The 21,211-nt window shown below is 70.3% G+C and carries 17 protein-coding genes and 1 tRNA gene; 12 read left to right on the top strand and 6 right to left on the bottom strand.

Going from position 1 to position 21,211, the window contains the following annotated elements:
• Nucleotides 1-39: 39 nt before the first annotated feature.
• Complete coding sequence (locus RWH45_RS11525) at nucleotides 40-1,239, bottom strand: pyridoxal phosphate-dependent aminotransferase (RefSeq protein ID WP_315995031.1); 1,200 nt, start codon at nucleotides 1,237-1,239, stop codon at nucleotides 40-42.
• Between the two features lie 39 nt (nucleotides 1,240-1,278).
• Nucleotides 1,279-1,602: a hypothetical protein gene (locus RWH45_RS11520; protein WP_315995030.1), complete on the bottom strand. Its 324-nt coding sequence runs from the start codon at nucleotides 1,600-1,602 to the stop codon at nucleotides 1,279-1,281.
• Nucleotides 1,603-1,657: 55 nt separating this feature from the next.
• On the opposite strand from RWH45_RS11520, the gene RWH45_RS11515 reads away from it, so the two are divergent.
• Nucleotides 1,658-2,953, top strand: a complete 1,296-nt coding sequence (locus tag RWH45_RS11515) for a chloride channel protein (RefSeq protein ID WP_315995029.1) — start codon at nucleotides 1,658-1,660, stop codon at nucleotides 2,951-2,953.
• Nucleotides 2,954-3,032: 79 nt separating this feature from the next.
• Here RWH45_RS11515 and aceB read toward each other — a convergent pair whose 3' ends face one another.
• On the bottom strand, nucleotides 3,033-4,646 hold the full coding sequence (gene aceB, locus RWH45_RS11510) for a malate synthase A (RefSeq protein WP_437127343.1): 1,614 nt from the start codon (nucleotides 4,644-4,646) through the stop codon (nucleotides 3,033-3,035).
• Nucleotides 4,647-5,030: 384 nt separating this feature from the next.
• A complete protein-coding gene (gene aceA / locus RWH45_RS11505) occupies nucleotides 5,031-6,347 on the bottom strand; it encodes an isocitrate lyase (RefSeq protein ID WP_315995027.1) in 1,317 nt (438 codons plus the stop codon).
• A gap of 129 nt (nucleotides 6,348-6,476) precedes the next feature.
• On the opposite strand from aceA, the gene RWH45_RS11500 reads away from it, so the two are divergent.
• Nucleotides 6,477-7,955 carry a helix-turn-helix domain-containing protein gene (locus tag RWH45_RS11500; RefSeq protein WP_315995026.1) on the top strand — a complete coding sequence of 493 codons (1,479 nt, stop codon included), beginning with the start codon at nucleotides 6,477-6,479 and terminating at the stop codon, nucleotides 7,953-7,955.
• 87 nt (nucleotides 7,956-8,042) lie between these two features.
• Here RWH45_RS11500 and RWH45_RS11495 read toward each other — a convergent pair whose 3' ends face one another.
• A complete protein-coding gene (locus RWH45_RS11495; protein WP_315995025.1) occupies nucleotides 8,043-9,575 on the bottom strand; it encodes a PucR family transcriptional regulator in 1,533 nt (510 codons plus the stop codon).
• A gap of 92 nt (nucleotides 9,576-9,667) precedes the next feature.
• Between RWH45_RS11495 and gabT the strand changes: the two genes are divergently transcribed.
• The 8 genes from gabT to nusG all read left to right on the top strand — a co-directional run bounded on the left by gabT (nucleotide 9,668) and on the right by nusG (nucleotide 18,304).
• Nucleotides 9,668-11,017: a 4-aminobutyrate--2-oxoglutarate transaminase gene (gene gabT / locus RWH45_RS11490; protein WP_315995024.1), complete on the top strand. Its 1,350-nt coding sequence runs from the start codon at nucleotides 9,668-9,670 to the stop codon at nucleotides 11,015-11,017.
• Between the two features lie 90 nt (nucleotides 11,018-11,107).
• Complete coding sequence (locus tag RWH45_RS11485) at nucleotides 11,108-12,568, top strand: flavin monoamine oxidase family protein (RefSeq protein WP_315995023.1); 1,461 nt, start codon at nucleotides 11,108-11,110, stop codon at nucleotides 12,566-12,568.
• The gene (locus tag RWH45_RS11480) at nucleotides 12,565-13,443 is read left to right on the top strand and encodes a universal stress protein (RefSeq protein ID WP_315995022.1); all 879 of its coding nucleotides are present in this window, start codon (nucleotides 12,565-12,567) and stop codon (nucleotides 13,441-13,443) included. Before RWH45_RS11485 ends, RWH45_RS11480 begins: the two co-directional genes overlap by 4 nt.
• Nucleotides 13,443-15,002, top strand: a complete 1,560-nt coding sequence (locus RWH45_RS11475; protein WP_315995021.1) for an APC family permease — start codon at nucleotides 13,443-13,445, stop codon at nucleotides 15,000-15,002. The genes RWH45_RS11480 and RWH45_RS11475 overlap by 1 nt, the downstream gene beginning before the upstream one ends.
• Before the next feature lie 51 nt (nucleotides 15,003-15,053).
• Nucleotides 15,054-16,415: an NAD-dependent succinate-semialdehyde dehydrogenase gene (locus tag RWH45_RS11470; protein WP_315995020.1), complete on the top strand. Its 1,362-nt coding sequence runs from the start codon at nucleotides 15,054-15,056 to the stop codon at nucleotides 16,413-16,415.
• Between the two features lie 307 nt (nucleotides 16,416-16,722).
• Nucleotides 16,723-16,795 (top strand) — tRNA-Trp (locus RWH45_RS11465).
• A 42-nt stretch (nucleotides 16,796-16,837) separates the two neighbouring features.
• Nucleotides 16,838-17,113 (top strand): preprotein translocase subunit SecE, encoded by a 276-nt coding sequence (gene secE / locus RWH45_RS11460; RefSeq protein ID WP_076677209.1) that lies wholly within the window; start codon nucleotides 16,838-16,840, stop codon nucleotides 17,111-17,113.
• Between the two features lie 60 nt (nucleotides 17,114-17,173).
• On the top strand, nucleotides 17,174-18,304 hold the full coding sequence (nusG, locus tag RWH45_RS11455) for a transcription termination/antitermination protein NusG (protein ID WP_315995019.1): 1,131 nt from the start codon (nucleotides 17,174-17,176) through the stop codon (nucleotides 18,302-18,304).
• A 270-nt stretch (nucleotides 18,305-18,574) separates the two neighbouring features.
• Here nusG and RWH45_RS11450 read toward each other — a convergent pair whose 3' ends face one another.
• On the bottom strand, nucleotides 18,575-19,540 hold the full coding sequence (locus RWH45_RS11450) for a type IV toxin-antitoxin system AbiEi family antitoxin domain-containing protein (RefSeq protein ID WP_315995018.1): 966 nt from the start codon (nucleotides 19,538-19,540) through the stop codon (nucleotides 18,575-18,577).
• A 346-nt stretch (nucleotides 19,541-19,886) separates the two neighbouring features.
• Between RWH45_RS11450 and rplK the strand changes: the two genes are divergently transcribed.
• A complete protein-coding gene (gene rplK / locus RWH45_RS11445) occupies nucleotides 19,887-20,318 on the top strand; it encodes a 50S ribosomal protein L11 (RefSeq protein ID WP_013585556.1) in 432 nt (143 codons plus the stop codon).
• Nucleotides 20,319-20,329: 11 nt separating this feature from the next.
• Nucleotides 20,330-21,022 carry a 50S ribosomal protein L1 gene (rplA, locus tag RWH45_RS11440; RefSeq protein ID WP_315995017.1) on the top strand — a complete coding sequence of 231 codons (693 nt, stop codon included), beginning with the start codon at nucleotides 20,330-20,332 and terminating at the stop codon, nucleotides 21,020-21,022.
• The last annotated feature ends 189 nt before the right edge of the window (nucleotides 21,023-21,211 follow it).

Raw genomic sequence — 21,211 nt, 5'->3', positions numbered from 1 at the left:
GGTCAGACCCCTCACCCGGAGGGTGGGAGCGCGAGGAGCTCAGGCGAACAGGCGCTGGAGGCGCTGGACGCCCTCGAGAAGCTGGTCGTCGCCGAGGGCGTACGACAGGCGCAGGTAGCCGCTCGGACCGAACGCCTCGCCCGGCACCACGGCGACCTCGGCCTGCTCGAGGATGAGGTCGGCGAGCTCGAGCGAGGTCGTCGGGGTCACGCCGCCCCACGAGCGGTTCAGCAGGCCCTGGACGTCGGGGTACACGTAGAACGCGCCGAGCGGGTTGGGCACCTGCACGCCGTCGATCTTCGACAGTTCCGACACGATCAGCTGACGGCGACGGTCGAAGGCGAGACGGAACTGCTCGGCCTCGTCCTGCGGGCCGTTGAGGGCCTCGGCGGCGGCGATCTGGGCGATGTTGTTGACGTTGCTCGACAGGTGCGACTGCAGGTTGCCGGCGAGCTTCATGGCATCCGCGGGTCCCACCATCCAGCCCACGCGCCACCCGGTCATGGCGTAGGTCTTCGCGACACCGTTGACGAGGATCGTCTGCTCGGCGAGCTCGGGCACGGCCTCGACGATCGAGACGGCGCGGACGCCCTCGTAAGTGAGGTTCTGGTAGATCTCGTCGGTGATGACCCAGATGCCGTGCTCGAGTGCCCAGCGGCCGATCTCGGCCGTCTCCTCGGCGGTGTAGACCGAGCCGGTCGGGTTCGAGGGCGAGACGAACACCAGCACGGTGGTCTTGTCGGTGCGCGCGGCCTCGAGCTGGGCGACGGTGACCTTGTAGTCCTGGTCGGCACCGGCGAACACCTCGACGGGCGTGCCGTCGGCGAGCGCGATGGCCTCCGGGTACGTCGTCCAGTACGGCGCGGGCAGCAGCACCTCGTCGCCGGGGTTCACCACGGTCTGGAACGCCTGGTACACCGACTGCTTGCCGCCGTTGGTGACGATGACCTGCGACGGTGAGACCTCGAGGCCCGAGTCGCGCAGCGTCTTCGCGGCGATGGCCTCGCGCAGCACGGGGAGGCCGGCGGCGGGGGTGTAGCGGTAGTTCTTCGGGTCCTGCAGCGCCTTCGCCGCGGCATCCACGATGAACGACGGCGTGGCGAAGTCGGGCTCGCCGGCCGCGTACGAGATGACGGGGCGACCGGCGGCCTGGAGGGCCTTGGCCTTGGCGTCGACCTTGAGGGTCGCGGACTCGGCGATGGCGGACAGCTTGCGGGAGAGCGGGGCGCGGGAAGTCACGGTTCCGAGCCTAGTGTTTCCGCGCTTTGGAGCCGAGGGTCATGACGGCCAGGGCGCGAGGATCAGCAGCGCCGGAACGAGCATCAGGATGCCGAGCCCCAGCGCCACGACGGACCACGCCCGGCGACCGGATCGACGCGCGGCGACGACGAGACCGACGACCGCCAGGAGGACGACGACGACCCCACCGACGAAGAGCAGCGGCAGCAGGATGATTCCCATCCACCAGATCGCGTTCATCTCGGGGATGAGGCCCACGACGAAGACGAAGAGCGTCGGGACGAGGAGGACGGCGGAGAGGATCACCGCGACGAGTCCGAGCACGTCGAAGGGTCGGCGGGTCGTGACGGGCGGGGGCGTCATGCGGTCAGGCTACCGTCGGTCGGAACACGAAACATGGGTCGATTAGCGTGGCGGGGTGACAGCTCAGACCGCCACGCCCCTGCGCTCCCGTCGACGGGGATTCGCCTCCCTCATGCGGCTGGGGATCGCGACTCTCATCGTGGGCGTGACCACCGGTCTCGCCGTGCTGCTGCTCGTGTGGATCGTGCACAGCCTCGAGCATCTCGTGTGGGGTCACGAGGAGGGGCCGTTCCTCGACGGCCTCGCGTATCCCGAGACCTGGTGGCTTCCGATCGTCACAGTGGGCGGGGCGGGAGTCGTGGCCGCCCTCGGCTGGTACCTGCTGCGCCGCTTCGGGCGCCGGATCGCCACCGTCGAGCAGGGCGTCGACGGAGCCCGGATGCCGTGGTGGGAGACGCTCGCCGACACCGTCATCCAGGTGGGGTCGGTGGCGATGGGCGCGTCCATCGGCAAGGAGGTCGCTCCGCGCGAGCTGTCGGCGATGGCGGGCTCGAAAATCGTGAAGTGGTTCGGCCTCGACGCGCGGTGGTGTCGCATCCTCATCGCCTCGGCCGCGGGGGCGGGTCTCGCCGCCGTCTACAACGTGCCCCTCGCCGGCGCCCTCTTCGCCGTGGAGATCCTGCTCGCGCAATTCAGCGTGGGTGCAGCGGTGGTGGCGCTGACCGTCAGCACCATCGCCACCCTCGTCGCGCGTCCGCTCGTGGGGGACGGTTCGCTCTATTCGATCGGCTCGGTCGAGGTGAACGCGTCGCTCATCGTCGCCGCGGTCCTCATCGGCCCGCTCATGGGGTGGGGAGCGACGAGCTTCGCCATGGTGACGAAGAAGCTCGCTCGTTTCCGTCCCGAGGGGTGGAAGCTGCTGGTGGCTCTGCCGCTGACGTTCACGGCCGTCGGCGCCGTCGGAGCGGCCTTCCCGCTCATCCTCGGCAATGGCCGCGCACTGGCGACCGCGGGATTCGACCTCTCGCAGCCCGCCCTGCTGCTCATCGCGCTCGCCGTGCTGAAGTACGTCGCGACCGCGATGTCGCTGGGGTCGGGCGCGATCGGGGGAACGCTGCAGCCCTCGGTCGCCATCGGTGCCGCTCTCGGAGCCGCGGCGGCGGCCGGGTGGGCGTTCGTCTGGCCCGGTGCCGACGGAACGGCTCTCGCGATCGTCGCGGCGTCGGCGTTCCTGGCATCCAACATGCGGGCTCCGTTCACCGCGATCGCCCTCATCATCGAGTTCACCAACACCGGCTTCGACCTGCTGCTGCCGATCTTCCTCGCCGTCGCCGGGTCGCTCGCGGCGTCGAAGCTCACCTCGCCCGAGAGTTTGAGGCCCTTCGCCCCGATCGACCCGGCGCGTCCCTGACGCCCCCCGCACCGCACGAAAGCTGCCGGAGGCGTGACCGAGGGGCCGAGGCTTCCGGCCCCGGCCCCTCGGCATCCGGTCAGTCCAGGTATCTCGCGTACGCCGGCAGGGTCAGGAAGGCCGGGAACTCCTCGCGCAGGGCGACCTCCTGGAACACCGCGGCGGCGTCGTCGAACCGGTCGGCGGTCGAGCGCGGCACCTCGGCGAGCACGTCCCGCACGAGCGACTCGACGTAGTCGCGGGTGATCGGCGTGCCCTCGGCGGTGGCGTGGTCCTGGTGGATCCACTGCCAGATCTGCGAGCGCGAGATCTCGGCGGTGGCGGCGTCCTCCATGAGGTCGTCGATCGCGACCGCGCCCAGGCCCCGCAGCCAGGCCTCGATGTACCGGATCGTCACCGACACATTGCCCCGCACGCCCGCGGCGGTCACGGGTCGTCCGATGCGCACGTCGAGCAGATCGGCCGGTGCGACCGACACCTCGTCGCGGGTGCGCCCGAGCTGGTTCGGCGCGTCACCCAGCACGGCGTCGAACTCGGCCCGCGCCACCGGGATGAGGTCGGGGTGGGCCACCCACGTGCCGTCGAAGCCGTCTCCGGCCTCGCGGCGCTTGTCGGCGGCGACCTTGTCGAACGCCGCCTGGGTCACCTCGGGCTTGCGGCGGTTGGGGATGAAGGCGCTCATGCCGCCGATCGCGTACGCGCCCCGCTTATGGCAGGTCTGCACGAGCAGCTCGGTGTAGGCCCGCATGAACGGCACCGTCATCGTGACCTCGCTGCGGTCGGGGAGCACGAAACGCGCTCCGCGGCCCCGGTAGGTCTTGATGATCGAGAAGATGTAGTCCCAGCGACCCGCATTCAGGCCCGCGCAGTGGTCGCGCAGAGCGAAGAGGATCTCCTCCATCTCGAACGCCGCGGGCAGCGTCTCGATGAGCACCGTCGCCCGGATCGTGCCGTGCGCGAGGCCCAGACGCTCCTCGGTGAACGAGAACACGTCGTCCCACAGCCGCGCCTCTTCGGCCGACTCGATCTTCGGCAGGTAGAAGTAGGGTCCGCGGCCCGCGGCGATCAGCGCGTGCGCGTTGTGGAACACGTACAGTCCGTAGTCCACGAGCGAACCGGATGCCGGCAGCTCGCGGCCGGCACGATCGATGAACGTCACGTGCTTCTCGGGCAGGTGCCAGCCGCGGGGGCGCATCACGATCGTCGGGGTGCGCTCGGCGGTGACCTCGTAGCGCTTGCCCTCGGGGCTCGTGAACGAGAGCTGCCCGCGGATCGCGTCGAACAGCGAGAGCTGACCGCCGATGACGTTGCGCCAGGTGGGGCTCGTGGCATCCTCCTGGTCGGCCAGCCATACGCGTGCCCCGGAGTTGAGCGCGTTGATGGTCATCTTCGGGTCGGTGGGCCCGGTGATCTCGACGCGGCGGTCTTCGAGGCCCGGTCCCGCGCCCGCCACGCGCCACGACGGGTCGTCGCGGATGTGCGCGGTGTCGGCGCGGAAGTGCGGGTCGTCACCCGTGCCGATCTCGAAACGCCGACGCAGGCGCGCGGCCAGCCGGTCGTGCCGGCGACGGGCGAAGCGGTCGTGCAGCTCGGTGACGAAGGCGAGGGCGGCGGGGGTGAGGATCTCGGCGTCCCGTCCTTCGAGGGAGCGCTCGAGACGCAGGTGAGGGATGGATGCCGGCGGGCTCGGCATCCGGGATCCTTCGGTGGTCGTGCGGGCACCGGTCGTCGTGATCAGCGAGGTCGCGGTGGTGGGCGGGGGAGAGGTGTCGATGAGGGTCATGGTCGTGGCTTTCTGTTCTCTGATGTCCTGCGCTTCTCGGACCATGTCCCGAAAGTGGTGGCTTGGGGGTGGCCCAAGTGACCAGAAGTGGGACATGCACCGCGAGAAGTGGGACGAGGGGTGGGGGGTGCCCCGCGGCGCGGGGTGCGCGCCGGGCCGGGCACCGGGACCATGTCCCGAAAGTGGTGGCTTGGGGGTGGCCCAAGTGACCAGAGGGGGGACATGCACTGCAAGAAGTGGGACGAGGGGTCGCGCGGCGGGGGCGCGAGGCGGGGGAGAGCGCGACCGGGAGGGTCAGTGGAACTGGGCCGTCTCGGTGGAGCCGGCCAGGGCGAGGGTCGCGCTGTCGGGGTTGAGCGCGGTCGAGACGACGTCGAAGTAGCCGGTGCCCGCTTCGCGCTGGTGGCGCGTGGCGGTGTACCCGTTGGCTTCGGCGGCGAACTCGGCCTCCTGCAGCTCGACGTACGCGCTCATGGCGCGCTCGGCGTAGCCGCGGGCGAGGTCGAACATCGAGTGGTTCACGGCGTGGAATCCGGCCAGCGTGATGAACTGGAAGGCGTAGCCGAGAGCGGCCAGGTCGGCTTGGAACGTGGCGATCTGCTCGTCGTCGAGGTGGCGCTTCCAGTTGAAGCTCGGCGAGCAGTTGTAGGCGAGCTTCTTGCCCGGGTAGCGGGCGTGGATCGCCTCGGCGAAGGCGCGGGCGAGCTCGATGTCGGGCTCGCCGGTCTCCACCCACAGCAGATCGGCGTAGGGCGCGAAGGCGAGGCCGCGCGCGATGACCGAGTCCAGTCCCGGCCGCACGCGGTAGAAGCCCTCGGTCGTTCGCTCGCCGGTGAGGAACTCGGCATCCCGCGGATCGACGTCGCTGGTGAGCAGGTCGGCGGCGAGGGCATCGGTGCGGGCGATGATCACCGTCGGCACGCCCGCGACGTCGGCCGCGAGACGCGCGGCGTTGAGGGTGCGGATGTGCTGCTGGATCGGCACGAGCACCTTGCCGCCGAGGTGGCCGCACTTCTTCTCGCTCGCGAGCTGGTCCTCCCAGTGGATGCCGGCCGCCCCCGCCGCGATGAGCGACTGCGTGAGCTCGTAGGCGTTGAGGGGACCGCCGAAGCCCGCTTCGGCGTCGGCGACGATCGGGGCGAGCCAGTCCTGCGTGATCTCGCCCTCGGCCCGCTCGATCTGGTCCTGACGCAGCAGCGCGTTGTTGATGCGGCGGACGACCGCGGGCACGCTGTTGGCGGGGTAGAGGCTCTGGTCGGGGTAGGTCTGGCCCGCGAGGTTTACGTCGGCGGCGACCTGCCACCCGCTGAGATAGATGGCCTTCAGCCCCGCGCGCACCTGCTGCACGGCCTGGCCGCCGGTGTAGGCGCCGAGGGCCCGGACGTAGTCCTCGGTGTGGAGGAGGTTCCAGAGGTTCTCGGCCCCGCGGCGGGCGAGCGTCGACTCCTCCCGGACGCTGCCACGGAGGCGGACGACGTCTTCGGCGGTGTACGTGCGCTCGATGCCGTCCCAGCGGGGGTCGTCCTCCCACGAGGTGCGGATCTCATCGGCGGTCTCGGTCTGGTCGCCGGGGCGCAGGGGCTGCGGGGCGGGGGTGGCCTGGATCGTCATGTCGTCCTCCTTCGGGTGTCGGGGCGTCGGTGCCCCGTGGAGACCACTGTCCGCGAAGAACAACCCTCCGCAAGAAGATTCGATGTGTGAAGATCGCGCGATCTTCCGCTGCTGTGAGAACCTGCCGGTATGGACACCGGCGTCTCGATTCCCGCGGCATCCCTCCCGCCCGACCATGAAGAGGTGGACACCCTCACCATCGGTCGGCGCATCCGACAGCTGCGCACCGCGCGCGGTATGACCCTCGACGACCTCGCTGGAGCGGTCGGTCGTGCGCCCAGCCAGATGTCGATGATCGAGAACGGCCGCCGGGAGGCGAAGCTGACGCTGCTGCAGGCGATCGCCCGAGCGCTGCAGTGCACGCTCGATCAGCTGCTGGATGCCGAGCCCCTCGATCCCCGCGCCACCCTCGAGCTGTCCGTGGAACGGGCGATGCGCGGGCAGACCTTCCAGGCGCTCGGGATCGCCCCTTTCCGTGTGGGGCGTGCGGTGCCCGACGAGGCGCTCGCCGCGATGCTCGCTCTCCAGGCCGAGATCGAACGGTTGCGCGAAGAGCGCTCCGCGACCCCGGAGGAGGCGCGCCGCGCCAATGTCGCCCTCCGCCGACTCATGCGCACGCAGGACAACCACTTTCCGGAGCTCGAGCGTGTGGCATCCGAGATGCTCGACGCGATCGCGCACCCCGGCGGACCGCTCACCCAGCGCGGGGCGAGTGACATCGCCGCCCACCTGGGCTTCTCGCTGCACTACGTGTCCGACCTGCCCTCGTCGACGCGGAGCATCGCCGACGTGAAGAACGGGCGGCTGTACCTGTCGACGAAGGTCGCGAAGGGCGACCCGCGCGCGGCGGTGCTGCAGGCGCTGTCGAGCCGGATCCTGAGCCACGGCGAGCCGACGAGCTACGACGAGTTCCTCCGCCAGCGCGTCGAGACCAACTACCTGACGGGCGCGCTGCTCATGCCCGAGGCGCATGTCGTCCCGGCGCTGCGCGAGGCGAAGCAGCGGCGCACGATCAGCATCGAAGACCTCCGCGACGCCTACTCGGTGTCGTACGAGACGGCCGCGCACCGTTTCACCAATCTCGCGACCGTGCACCTCGGCATCCCGGTGCACTTCCTCAAGGTGCACGAGTCGGGGACGATCACGAAGGCGTACGAGAACGACGACGTGAACTTCCCCACCGATCGGCTGGGGTCGATCGAGGGGCAGTTGTGCTGCCGTCGCTGGACGAGCCGCGTCGTGTTCGAGGAGGACGACCTCTTCAATCCGTATTACCAGTACACCGACACCGGCAATGGGACGTACTGGTGCACCGCGCGCGTGGAGCAGTCGAGCGAGGGGGCGCATTCGGTGAGCGTGGGGGTGCGGTTCGATGACACGAAGTGGTTCCGCGGGCGCGACACCCCCCACCGCGGCGTCTCGCGGCACGCGGTCGAGACGTGCTGCCGCCGGCCGCCGGCCTCGCTCGAGAACGCCTGGCGCGGGCAGGCATGGCCGAACGTGCGCACACCGCGGACCTTGCTCGCGACCCTGCCGACGGGGTCGTTCCCCGGGGTCGACACCACCGAGATGTACGAGTTCCTGGAGGCGCACGCGCCGGGGGAGTGAGACGCGCCCCGGCCGCCGTGCGGTGGGCGGGCGCGTCATGCGGGCCACCGACTCCCCGTCGCCGTCGCCGCGCCCCCGTCACCGCGCCTACCCGGCCAGCCGCAGCGCCGTCCACAGCTCCGCACGCGCGGCGAACGACAACAGGTCGCGCCCCAGCACGCGCTGCGCGAGGGCGATGCGCGCCCGCACGGTGTGGCGATGGATGCCGAGCGCCGCCGCGGTCGCCTCGTGCGAGCAGTCGTTGGCCAGCCACGCGTCGAGGGTGTCGACCAGCGCCGAGCCCTCGGTCTCGTCGTGCCGGCGCAGGGGAGCCAGCGCGCCCGCCGCGACCGTGCGCGCGGCCTCCGACTCCAGCGCCGAGAGCAGCCCGGCTCGCGCCGTGTCGGTGAAGTCGGCGAGGCCGGCGTCGTCCGAACGGTCGCGTGCGGTGCGGGCCTGGGTCAGGGCGCGCGAGAACGCGTCGTAGCCCGAGGGGGCCGAGCACCCCACCGTCAGCTCGAAGCGGTCGGCGATCTCGGCCAGGCTCTCGCGGGCGGACACGGGGACCACGAGCACGAGGCCGTCGTCGCCACGACCGAAGAACAGCTCGCCCCGTCCCTCCTGCGCACGCACCTCGAGCCACTCCGCCAGTGCCGTCGACTTCGCCGCTGCGGCGGGGGTGAGTGCGACGATGACCGGCGCCGCGGGCAGGGGACCGAACAGATCGCGGCCGGCGCGCCGTGCGAGGGTCGGATCGTCGGTCGCCAGCGTCTGCACCAGGCCCGCGCGGAAGGTGCCGATCGCCCGGCCCAGTCCGTCCTGCTGCTCGAGGGCGAGGGCCGCCATGGCGACGACGGCGGTCACGACGCTGCGGGCCTCGTGGTCCAGGTCGTCCGCGGCGATCGCGAGGGCTCCACGCAGGTGCCCTCCGCGTCCGAGCGTCTGCACGCTCACCGCGCGGTCGCCGGCGGTCAGCGTTCCCGCCGCGCGTGTGCCACGGCGCAGCATCGTCGTGACCTCGAGGGTGAGGGCGTCGGCGGTCGCAGCGGGCAGGGCACCGGACGGGAAGGCGGTTCGCAGCGCGCCGGCCGCGTCGTACAACCCCACCCAGCAGTCGAGCTGCCGCGAGAGTTCGGCGAGCGTCGCCGACAGACCGTCGGGCCGCAGCGCGGCAAGCGACACCGCGCGCTGCGCCGCGAGCGACCAACTGCGACGCGCATAGGCGTCGGCCGCGATCGCCTCGGCGCCCGCGCGCGCGACGGCGATGAAGGGGGTGCGGTACGGCACCTCGAACAGCGGCATCCCCGCCCGCCGGCACGCGTCGACGAGGGGAGCGGGGATGCCGTCGCGCACGACCTCCGTGCCGAAACCGAGCCCCTGCACGCCGCGCGCGAGCAGGCGGCCGATGTACGCCTCGTAGTCGGCGGCGGTCGCGTCGGCGAATTGGGTGCCGGTGGTCAGCAGCACGAGGCCCTCGCTGAGGAAGGGCGTCGGGTCGGCGAGGTCGCTCGAGTGCACCCATCGCACGGGGCGATCCAGGATGCCGGGGGACAGCTCGTCGTCGGCGACGAGCCGAAGGTGCAGGTCGCGGCGGGACAGGAGCGCTCGCAGGCTGGGTGGGGCGGGGGCGGTGTCGGCCATGACAACTCCTGTACGACTCGTATACGACGGCGCCTGTGACTGTACAGGCAGGAGAGTGCGGGGCGCCGCACGGCGTCCGTAGCATCGCCGCCATGAGCCTCGACACCCTTCCTCTCGTCGGCGGTCCGTCCCTCGCCCAGGAGCGCCGCATCGTCACCGCCATCCCCGGCCCGCGTTCGCAGGAACTGCTGGAGCGAAAGGCCGCCGCCGTGGCATCCGGTGTCGGCCACACCGTCCCGATCCAGGCGGTCGCCGCCGGCGGCGGAGTCGTCGTCGACGCCGACGGCAACTCGCTCATCGACCTCGGCTCGGGCATCGCCGTCACGAGCGTCGGCAACGCCCACCCGGCGGTCGTGAAGGCCGTGCAGGAGCAGGTCGCCGCCTTCACCCACACGTGCTTCATGATCTCGCCGTACGACTCGTACGTGTCGGTGGCCGAGGCGCTCAACCGTCTCACCCCCGGCGACCACGCCAAGAAGAGCGCGCTCTTCAACTCGGGTGCCGAGGCCGTCGAGAACGCCGTCAAGATCGCCCGCAAGTACACCAAGCGTCAGGCGGTCGTCGCGTTCGACCACGGCTACCACGGTCGTACCAACCTGACCATGGCGCTCACGGCGAAGAACATGCCCTACAAGAGCGGGTTCGGACCCTTCGCCGCGGAGGTCTACCGCGCCCCGCTGTCGTACCCCTTCCGCGACGGACTGACCGGCCCCGAGGCCGCGGCGAAGGCGATCTCGGTCATCGAGAAGCAGGTCGGTGCCGAGAACCTCGCCGCCGTCATCATCGAGCCCATCCAGGGCGAGGGCGGCTTCATCGTCCCCGCCGACGGCTTCCTCAACGCGATCGTCGACTGGTGCCGAGACAACGGCGTCGTCTTCATCGCCGACGAGGTGCAGTCGGGCTTCGCGCGCACCGGCGCGATGTTCGCGAGCGAGCACTTCGGCATCGTCCCCGACCTCGTCACCACCGCCAAGGGCATCGCGGGCGGACTGCCGCTCGCGGCCGTCACGGGCCGTGCCGAGATCATGGATGCCACCCACACGGGCGGGCTCGGCGGAACCTACGGCGGCAACCCGATCGCGTGCGCCGCGGCTCTCGCATCCATCGACGCCTTCGAGAACGAGGGCTTCGTCGAGCGCGCCCGCGAGATCGGCGTCCTGCTGAAGGACCGCCTGCACGCGCTGCAGCAGAACGACCCGCGCATCGGCGACGTCCGCGGACACGGCGCGATGATCGCCGTCGAGTTCGTCGATCCCCCCACCGGCGCACCCGACGCCGCGCTGACGTCCGCGGTGGCGAAAGCGGCGATCGCCGAGGGTGTGATCGTGCTCACGTGCGGAACGTACGGCAACGTCATCCGTTTCCTCCCGCCGCTGTCGATCGGCGACGACCTGCTGAACGAGGGCCTCGACGTGGTCGCGGCCGCCCTCGCCCGTAGCTGACACCCGTCCCGGCGGCGGCGGTCGACCCGAGAGCCCGCCGCCGTCGGGGCCATCCACGAAGACGTGAACGACACAACGAAGGAAGCTCCCATGGATGACATCACCCGCGACGTGGTCGTGATCGGGGCCGGCGCCGCCGGTCTCACCGCGGCCAACGACCTGCGCAAGGCCGGCCTGTCGGTCGTCGTGCTCGAGGCGCGCGATCGTGTGGGCGGACGCCTGTGGACCGACGTCATCGACGGCGCGATGCTCGAGCTCGGCGGCCAGTGGGTCTCGCCCGACCAGACCGCGCTGATCGACACCGTGGCCGACCTCGGCCTGTCGACCTACAGCCGCTACCGCGAGGGCGACAGCGTCTACGTCGGTGCCGACGGCGAGGCGAAGCGCTTCACGGGCGAGATGTTCCCCGTGGCACCCGAGACCGAGAAGGTCATCGACGAGATCACCGCGCGCCTGGATGCCATGGTCGCCGAGATCGATCCCGACAAGCCGTGGGAGCACCCGCAGGCCGCCGAGTGGGACAAGATCTCGTGGGACGCGTGGCTGCGCGAGCAGACCGACGACGACGAAGCCGTGCGCAACCTCGCCTTCGCGACGGGCTCGGCGATGCTCACCAAGCCGACGCACACGTTCTCCCTGCTGCAGTCGCTGCTCATGGCGGCATCCGCCGGCTCGTACTCGCACCTCGTCGACGCCGACTTCATCCTCGACAAGCGCGTGACCGGCGGTCTCCAGCAGGTTCCCGAGCTGCTCGCCGAGCGCCTGGGCGACGACGTGCTCCTCAACCAGCCGGTCCGCCGCATCATCTGGGGCGACGAGTCGGCGCCGTCCGACCGCCCCGCCGCCGCGGACACGGGTCGACGGGTGGACGACCTGCGCGCCCTCACCGCGCGCGTCGAGGCCGCGGCCTCGTCCTCCTCGGGGGTCACGGTGATCGCCGACGGCGTCACCGTCCGAGCCCGCTTCGCCGTGCTCGCCCTCGCGCCGGTGCTGTACTCGCGCATCTCGTTCGAGCCGCCCCTGCCGCGTCTGCAGCACCAGATGCACCAGCACATCTCGATGGGCTTCGTCATCAAGGTGCACGCCGTCTACGACCGCCCGTTCTGGCGCGAGCAGGGCCTGTCGGGCACCGCGTTCAGCCCGTACGAGCTGTGCCACGAGGCGTACGACAACACCAACCACGGCGACGAGCGCGGCACCCTGGTCGGGTTCGTGTCGGACCAGAACGCCGACGACCTCTTCCGCCTGAGCCCCGAGGAACGCAAGGAGCGCATCCTCGACTCGCTCGCGCGCTACTACGGCCCCGAGGCCAAGAACCCCGAGGTCTACTACGAGAGCGACTGGGGTACCGAGGAGTGGACCCGCGGCGCGTACGCGGCGAGCTTCGACCTCGGCGGCCTGCAGCGCTACGGCGCCGACCTGCGCCGGCCCGTCGGGGCGATCCACCTCGCGTGCAGCGACATGGCGGGCGCCGGCTATCAGCACGTCGACGGGGCGATCCGCCAGGGTCACCGCGCCGCCGACGAGATCCTCGAGCGGACGCGCGGATGAGCGGCGACCGCGTCGTCGTCGGCTACACGGCGACCGACGCGGGTGCCGACGCCCTCGCGCTGGGCGCCCGCCTCGGCGCAGCCCTCGGCACCTCCGTCCACGTCGTCGTCGTGCTGCCGTCCCCGCAGGGCAACGTCTCCATCCCGACGGCCGCGTCCTACGACCGTCTGGTCGAGGACACGGCGCGCGGGTGGCTGCGCGACGCCCTCGCGCGCATCGGCGACCCGGCCGGCATTCGGGGACACGTGCGCTACGCGCACGACGTCTCCGACGGTCTGGTCGCGGCCGCGGAGGAGTTCGGTGCGGGCCTGATCGTCGTCGGCACCGGCGGGGGCGGTCCGCGCGGACGGCACCGACTCGGTACGACCGCCGAGGAGCTGGTGCACTCGGCGCCCGTCCCGGTGGCGCTCGCTCCCGAGGGCGCGCGCGACGTCGACCCGTCGGTGGGTCTGCCGCGCGTCACCGCCGCCATCGGCACCCGCCCCGGCGCTGACCTGCTGCTCGACACCGCGGTGGGCGTTTCCCGCCGGGCGAAAGCACCCGTGCGGCTCCTCTCGCTCGCCGGTGTCGATCTCCCCGATCGCGTCGACGCGTCGCTGACTCGTCTGACGGGACACGCCCACGCCGAGAGCGTGCTCGAGTCCGTCCGCGCGGATCTGCCCGCCGGGATCGCCGCCGAGGCGGTCGTCGGCACCGGCAGCGACATCGAAGACGCGGTGTCGCGCATCGAGTGGCAGCCGGGCGAGATCGCGCTCGTCGGCTCGAGCCGCCTCGCTCAGCCGCGACGCCTGTTCCTCGGCTCCACCGCAGGACGCATCCTCCGCGCCCTGCCCGTCCCCATGATCGTGGTGCCCCGCACCTCGGAGGCCTCCTGATGACCACCTCTCGCAACGGAGCGAGCCCCGCACCCGACAGCGCCGTCACCACCGGCATCTCGAACAAGGGCCTGCGCGTCGGATCCATCGGCATGATCGGCGCCGTCGTCATCGGCATCTCGACCATTGCCCCCGCCTACACCCTCACCGGCGCCCTCGGCCCGACGGTCTCGGCCGTGGGCTTCCAGGTTCCGGCGATCATCCTCGTCGGCTTCATCCCGATGCTTCTGGTGGCGCTCGGCTACCGGGAGCTGAATTCCCGGATGCCGGATGCCGGCACCTCGTTCACCTGGGCGGCCCGCGCCTTCGGACCCTGGGTCGGCTGGATGGCCGGGTGGGGGCTGGTCGCGGCCACGGTCATCGTGCTGTCGAACCTCGCGGGTATCGCGGTCGACTTTCTCTTCCTGCTCATCGCGCAGATCAGCGGCAATCCGGAGATCGCCGAGATCACGCGCATCGTGCCCGTCAACGTGGCGGTGTGCCTGCTGTTCATGCTGCTGGCCACGATCGTGTCGTACCGCGATCTGCAGACCACCCAGCGCCTGCAGTACGGCCTGGTGGGGTTCCAGATCCTCGTGCTGCTCGTCTTCGCCGGAGCGGCCGTGGTCGAGATGATGAACGGCAACGCCTTCGACGCCAGCCCCGTTCAGGCGTCGTGGTTCAATCCTTTCGAGGTCGACTCGTTCAGCGCGTTCGCCGCCGGGCTCTCGCTGTCGATCTTCATCTTCTGGGGGTGGGACGTCATCCTCACTATGAACGAGGAGACCAAGGACCCCGACAAGACGCCGGGCCGCGCGGCCACCGTGACGGTGTTCCTCATCGTGGCGCTGTACCTGCTCATCGCGGTCGCTCTGCTGATGTTCGCCGGCAACGGCACGGGCGAGCTGGGCCTGGGCAACGAGGACATCCAGGAGAACGTCTTCTTCCACCTCTCGGGGCCCATCCTCGGCCCCCTCGCCTTCCTCGTGTCGCTCGCGGTGCTGACCAGCTCGGCATCCTCCCTCCAGGCGACCTTCGTCGGCCCCGCCCGTACGCTCCTCGCGATGGCGCACTATGATGCGCTGCCGCGCAAGTTCGCCAAGGTCAGCCCGCGGTTCTTCACTCCGGGCTACGCCACGATCGTGTCGGCGATCGTCGCCTCGGCGTTCTACGCGATCATGCGTGTGCTGAGCGAGAACGTGTTGACCGACACCATCACCGCCCTCGGCGCGATGATCTGCTTCTATTACGGCCTGACCGCGTTCGCGTGCGTCTGGTACTTCCGCAAGCAGTGGTTCGACTCGGTGCGCAACGTCTTCCTCACCCTCCTCGCGCCGCTGGTGGGCGGCGTCATCCTGGCCGTGCTGTTCGTCACGACCCTCATCGACAGCGCGAGCCCCGATTACGGCTCGGGCTCGCAGATCGGCGGCGTCGGCCTCGTGTTCGTCATCACCGTCGTGATCATCGTCGTGGGGGTGGTGCTGATGATCGCCCAGCGCATCGCGAGCCCCGCCTTCTTCCGCGGTGAGACCCTGGGACGGGAAGCGCCCGCCAGCGCCCGCCGCCGGCGCGCGATCTGACCCCGGCATCCGACCGCACCATCTGACAACGAAACCAAAAGGAGCAGCCCGATGAGCGACTACGCCGTCGTCAATCCCGCCACCGGCGAGACCCTCGCCGAGTACGACACCCTGACCGACGACGCGGTGGAGGCCGCCATCGCCTCCGCCCACGACGGGTACGGCGTGTGGTCGCGCACCGCTCCGGCCGAACGCGCCGCTGCGATCCGCCGCGTGGCGGAGCTCCACCGCGAGCGCCGCGACGAGCTCGCCGCGATCATCGTGCGCGAGATGGGCAAGCCCCTGGCCGCCGCCGAGGGCGAGGTCGACTTCGCCGCCGACATCACCGAGTACTACGCCGACAACATCGACAAGATCACCGGCGACACCCCGCTCGACATCCTGGGCGAGGGCACCGCGGTCATCCGCCGCTCGCCGCTGGGCGTGCTGCTGGGCATCATGCCCTGGAACTTCCCGTACTACCAGGTGGCCCGGTTCGCGGCGCCCAACCTCGCGGTGGGCAACACCATCCTGCTCAAGCACGCTCCCCAGTGCCCCGAGTCCGCCGAGGCGCTGCAGGCGATCTACCGCGACGCGGGTCTGCCCGAGGGTGCCTACGTCAACATCCGCGCGACCAACGACCAGGCGGCGACCATCATCGCCGACCGCCGCGTGCAGGGCGTCTCGGTGACCGGATCGGAGCGCGCCGGCGCCGCCGTCGCCGAGATCGCCGGCCGCAACCTCAAGAAGGTCGCACTCGAGCTGGGCGGGTCCGACCCCTTCATCCTGCTCTCCACCGATGACCTCGATGCCGCCGTCCAGGCCGCCGTCGACGCCCGCCTCGACAACAACGGGCAGTCGTGCAACGCCGCGAAGCGCTTCATCGTCGCCGACGACCTCTACGACGGGTTCGTGTCGAAGTTCACCGCCGCCCTGGGTGAGGCCAAGGTCGGCGACCCGTTCGCCGACGACACGGTGCTGGGTCCGCTGTCATCGCTCACCGCGGCCGAACGCCTCGACGAGCAGGTGCAGCGCGCGGTGGCGCAGGGTGCCACCGTCGAGGTGGGCGGCACGCGCGACGGCGCCTTCTACCCCGGCACCGTCCTCACGGGCGTCACGAAGGACATGGACGCGTACGGCGAGGAGTTCTTCGGCCCCGTCGGTGTCGTCTACCGCGTCTCGAGCGAGGACGAGGCGGTCACCCTGGCCAACGACACCGGGTACGGTCTCGGCTCCTACGTCTTCACGACGGATGCCGCGCAGGCCGAGCGCATCGCCGACAAGATCGAGGCCGGGATGGTCTACATCAACGTCGTGCTGGCCGACTCTCCCGAGCTGCCGTTCGGCGGTGTCAAGCGCAGCGGCACCTCGCGCGAGATGGGCCTGCTCGCGGCCGACGAGTTCGTGAACAAGAAGCTGATCCGCACGGTCTGATCCGGCCGCTCGCGAATCCCCCGGACCCGCTCGACGGGGTCCGGGGGATTCCGCGTTTCCGGGCGTTCGACAGCGGGGGCGGAGTCGGGGAACCGGGGCGACGGGCGTCGCGGGCCAGGGCGGACCGCAGGACGACTCCGCCCCGCCGGCACCGGCCCGGTTCGCCTCACCGGGGGACATGACATAGACTGGGGAGTGCAGTCGAAATCTGCAATCTTTCGCCGTGCCCTCGGGTACGCGGCATCCCTCCCCGAGAGATACCAGGCGGAAGCGCGCCGGTTTCGCATCCTGGATCCTTCGGGATCTTAGGGCGGTAGCTCAATTGGCAGAGCAGCGGTCTCCAAAACCGCAGGTTGCAGGTTCGATTCCTGTCCGCCCTGCGCACAGCGCACGCTGGCACAGACAGAGACCTGGGTGGTTCGATGACGCAAGACGAGGCGAAGGGCGAGGTCGTCGCAGACCGCGGCGCGCCCCGCGAGAAGAAGCTCAACTTCTTCGCGCGGATCGCTCTCTTCATTCGTCAGGTCTTCGCGGAACTCCGCAAGGTCGTCACTCCGACGCGGCAGGAACTGTTCAAGTTCACCGCCGTCGTCCTCGGGTTCGTCGTCGTCATGATGGCGATCGTCTACGGCCTCGACGTGTTGTTCGTGTGGATCACCACCGCCGTCTTCGGCGTCCCCGGTACCGCCGGCGCCTGACCGGCGTCTGGGCGGACGCGCGGCGCCGAGAGCGGCCGCCACTGAACGGAAGAGATCACAGTGTCTGAAAGATATGTCGACGACGCCGATTGGGCGACGGCCGCCGAGCAGTCGAGCGAGGACGACGAAGCCCAGGAGGGCAACGTGCTCGCGTCCCAGGAGCGCGCCTCCGACTCCGCCGAGCACACCGCCGTCCACATCGTCGACGACGAGACCGACACCGACGATGCCGACCTGGGCGACATCGACATCACCGACCCGGAGGCGGACGCGATCGTGAACGACGCTCTCGAGATCGACGAGACCAGTGAGGCCGAGGCCGCCGCCGAGGTGCTGACCGACTCCCTCGCGGAAGAGCAGGCCGAAGAGGCCGCCGAAGCCGCCGACGAGGTCGCGCCGTACGACGGCCCCGACGTCAATGGCGAGCCCGACGCTCCCGTCCTCGACGAGGACTTCGTCGACGAGGTCTCCGCCGCGGCATCCGTCGTCGACGAGGTCGAGGCGGAGGAGTCGCCGGCCGACGCCGCCGAGGCGCCGGAAGACCTGGACGCCGCCGATGACGAGGACGTCGACCCGTACGAGGCGTTCCGCACCGAGCTGCGCATGCTCCCGGGCAAGTGGTACGTCATCCACTCGTACGCGGGCTTCGAGCGCAAGGTGAAGGCCAACATCGAGCAGCGCAAGTCGACGCTCGAGGTCGAGGACGACATCTACCAGGTCGAGGTCCCGATGGAGGACGTCGTCGAGATCAAGAACGGCCAGCGCAAGATGGTCAACCGCGTGCGCATCCCCGGCTACGTGCTGGTGCGCATGGACCTCAACGAAGACACCTGGTCGGTCGTGCGTCACACCCCCGGTGTCACCGGCTTCGTGGGCAACGCCCACAACCCGACGCCGCTGCGCTTCGAGGAGGCCTTCAACATGCTGAAGAGCCTTGTCGAGGTCAAGGAGTCCGCTCCGGCCAAGGCCGGTGCCGCCAAGGGCGCCCCGACCGCCCAGCGCGTCATCCCCGCCGAGGTCGACTTCGAGGCCGGAGAGACGATCACGATCAAGGAGGGCTCGTTCGCGGGTCTGCCCGGAACGATCAGCGAGATCAAGCCCGAGAGCGGCAAGCTCACCGTGCTCGTCTCCCTCTTCGAGCGCGAGACCCCCGTCGAGCTGTCGTTCGACCAGGTCACCAAGATGGTCTGACGCGCGCCCTGCGCGTCTCGCGAACGCCCCGCCCGGTTCCGTCCGGCGGGGCGTTCGCCGTTCCGGCGCCCGCGCCGCGCCGCGCGCGCGCCTGCGTGGCGCCGCGCCCGCGCCTGCGTCGCGCCCGCGGCCGCGGCGCCGCGCCGTGCTCCGTCCGGCGGGGCGTTCGCCGGCGTCGCGACGGGCGAAACCTCACGCATAAACGCCGTTCGTGTGCGGAAACACGTCGTCGGCGCGTTTCCGCACATGAATGCCGTTTATGCGGCGTCTCTATGTGGAGCGGGGGTTCCGGCCAGCGGTTCGGAGTGCAGCGAGCGCGCCACGGTGCGCCGGCGAGAGGCCGGCCGCCGACAGCGCAGCTCGGAGGCCGTCCACGCCGATCGCTCCTTTGTAGTCCCACCGAGCGACCGTCCACCCAGCGCGGCGGAGCGCGTCTTCGCGGCGCTTCTCCGCGCGCAAGGCCTCGGCCGCGGCGGACGGATCCGTGGCGCTGTACTTCAGCCAGCCGTCGGATTCACCGATGATGCGCTCCTCGGGCCAGCAGAAGTCGGAGCGGAATGTCCGACCCTCTATCAGGTGTTCGACCTGCAGTTCCGGGGTGGGGTAGCCGCACCATTCGATGACGGCGCGACTCACGGACTCACCCACCGACTCGGCGAGTCCCGTTCCGCGCCGAAGCGCCCATTCCACCCGACGGCGTCCGTGCGCGTTGCGCTGACGTCCGGCGAGATCCCAGAGGTCGTCTCGATCCAGGTGGGCATCCCGCATCGCGGCGTCGACGACGGCAAGTCCGAAGGCTGGCGGTAAGACCCTCAGCAGGTCCAAGACGGTGTCGCCGACGCTCGTGATCCGCATGCCGGCATCCTCGTGAATCCGGCGACCATCCGCGCTGGTGTGCACGGTGACGTCGCCGTAGCTGAGGGACCGGGTTCTCCGCCCATCGAAGATATGAATCTTGCGAGGGTGCCCGAAGGTGGGTAGGCCGGAGAGAGTCGCCGCTGACTCGTGTGAGAAGACGGCATCGGGGCGGATGAGCCGGTAAGCATGGACCCGGAGCAGGTAGCGATCCCACGGGAGAAGGGCCTCCCACGCGCTTCGCGGCGTGTAGACCCCCGCCCTCACCCGGATGAGCGTGCGGTCTCGCGAGGGGTGCACGGCAGAGACGACCGACTGCTCCTCGGCGGAGGCGAAGAGCGGCGCGGGGCAGATGCGGAGCGCGGCGTTCGTGGCGTCCATGCGCCGAGGGTCCCACCCGCCGGCCGTACTCGTCGGGCGCCTGTGGATAACCGTCAACCGCGGCGCAAACGCAATTCGTACGTGGAAACTCGGCGCCCCGCCGTTTACGCGCATGGATGGCGTTTATTCGTGGGGTGGGACCCGGGGTAGCGCGGACGGCGCCCGGCACGGCGGCCCGCGCACGGGCTCGCAGAACGGAGGACAGGCGCCGCGGGATGCCGAAACGCCGGGCGTCGCGTACAATGGCAAGGTTGCGTGCGTCAGCGTGCGACGACCGCTGCCCGGAACCGCCGGGCGGGCGGGAGAGAGGGAACCGCGAGGGTCCCGCTCGAGAGAGGAAAAGGATATGGCACCCAAGAAAAAGGTGACCGGCCTGATCAAGCTCCAGATCAAGGCGGGCGCGGCCAACCCCGCGCCGCCGATCGGTCCGGCGCTCGGTCAGCACGGCGTCAACATCATGGAGTTCTGCAAGGCGTACAACGCGGCGACCGAGGCCCAGCGCGGCAACGTCATCCCCGTCGAGATCACCGTCTACGAGGACCGCAGCTTCACGTTCATCCTGAAGACGCCCCCGGCAGCAGAGCTCATCAAGAAGGCCGCCGGCCTCGCGAAGGGCTCGTCGACGCCCCACACGGTCAAGGTGGGCAAGCTCACCAAGGACCAGGTCCGCGAGATCGCCACCACGAAGCAGCCCGACCTGAACGCGAACGACATCGAGGCCGCCTCGAAGATCATCGCCGGCACCGCCCGTTCCATGGGCATCACGGTCGAGGACTGAGGGAGATAACAATGGCTACCAAGTCCAAGGCATTCCGCGCCGCTGCTGAGAAGATCGCGGCCGACACGTTCTACACCCCGACCGAGGCCGTCGCCCTCGCGAAGGAGACCGGCTCGAAGAAGTTCGACTCGACCGTCGAGGTCGCGCTGAAGCTCTCGGTCGACCCCCGTAAGGCCGACCAGATGGTCCGCGGCACGGTCATCCTGCCCCACGGCACGGGTAAGACCGCGCGCGTCATCGTCTTCGCCAACGGCCCCGCGGCCGAGGCGGCCCTCGCCGCCGGCGCCGACGAGGTCGGTGGCACCGAGCTCATCGAGAAGGTCGCCGGCGGTTACACCGCGTTCGACGCGGCCGTCGCCACGCCCGAGCTCATGGGCCAGGTCGGTCGCCTCGGTAAGGTCCTCGGACCCCGCGGCCTCATGCCGAACCCCAAGACCGGCACCGTGACCCCCAACCCGGCCAAGGCCGTCGAGGAGATCAAGGGCGGAAAGATCGAGTTCCGCGTCGACAAGCACGCCAACATCCACTTCGTGGTGGGCAAGGCGTCGTTCTCGGCCGAGCAGCTCGACGAGAACCTGAAGGCCGCCCTCGAGGAGATCGTCCGCCTTAAGCCGTCCAGCTCGAAGGGCCGTTACATCCAGAAGGGCGCCGTCTCGACCACCTTCGGTCCCGGCATCCCGCTGGACGTCAACGCCATCGTCTGACGTTCGTCTCACAGAAGCCCCGCCGCGCCCCGTGCCGGCGGGGCTTCTGCGTGCGCGCCGTGCACGGACGTGCAACACGGCGTCATCCGGGAAGAGGTTCGCGCCTCGACGTGTTGTGCTGGAGGGTCGCGGCCGTCCTGCACCGCGCCACACGAACGTCATTCCCACACCACACATGTCTGGAACAGC

The organism is Microbacterium galbum, assembly GCF_032464915.1.
Classification (GTDB): Bacteria; Actinomycetota; Actinomycetes; order Actinomycetales; family Microbacteriaceae; genus Microbacterium; species Microbacterium galbum.
Note: the sequence above shows the minus strand (reverse complement) of the source record. Positions and strands in the feature narration are given on the sequence as shown.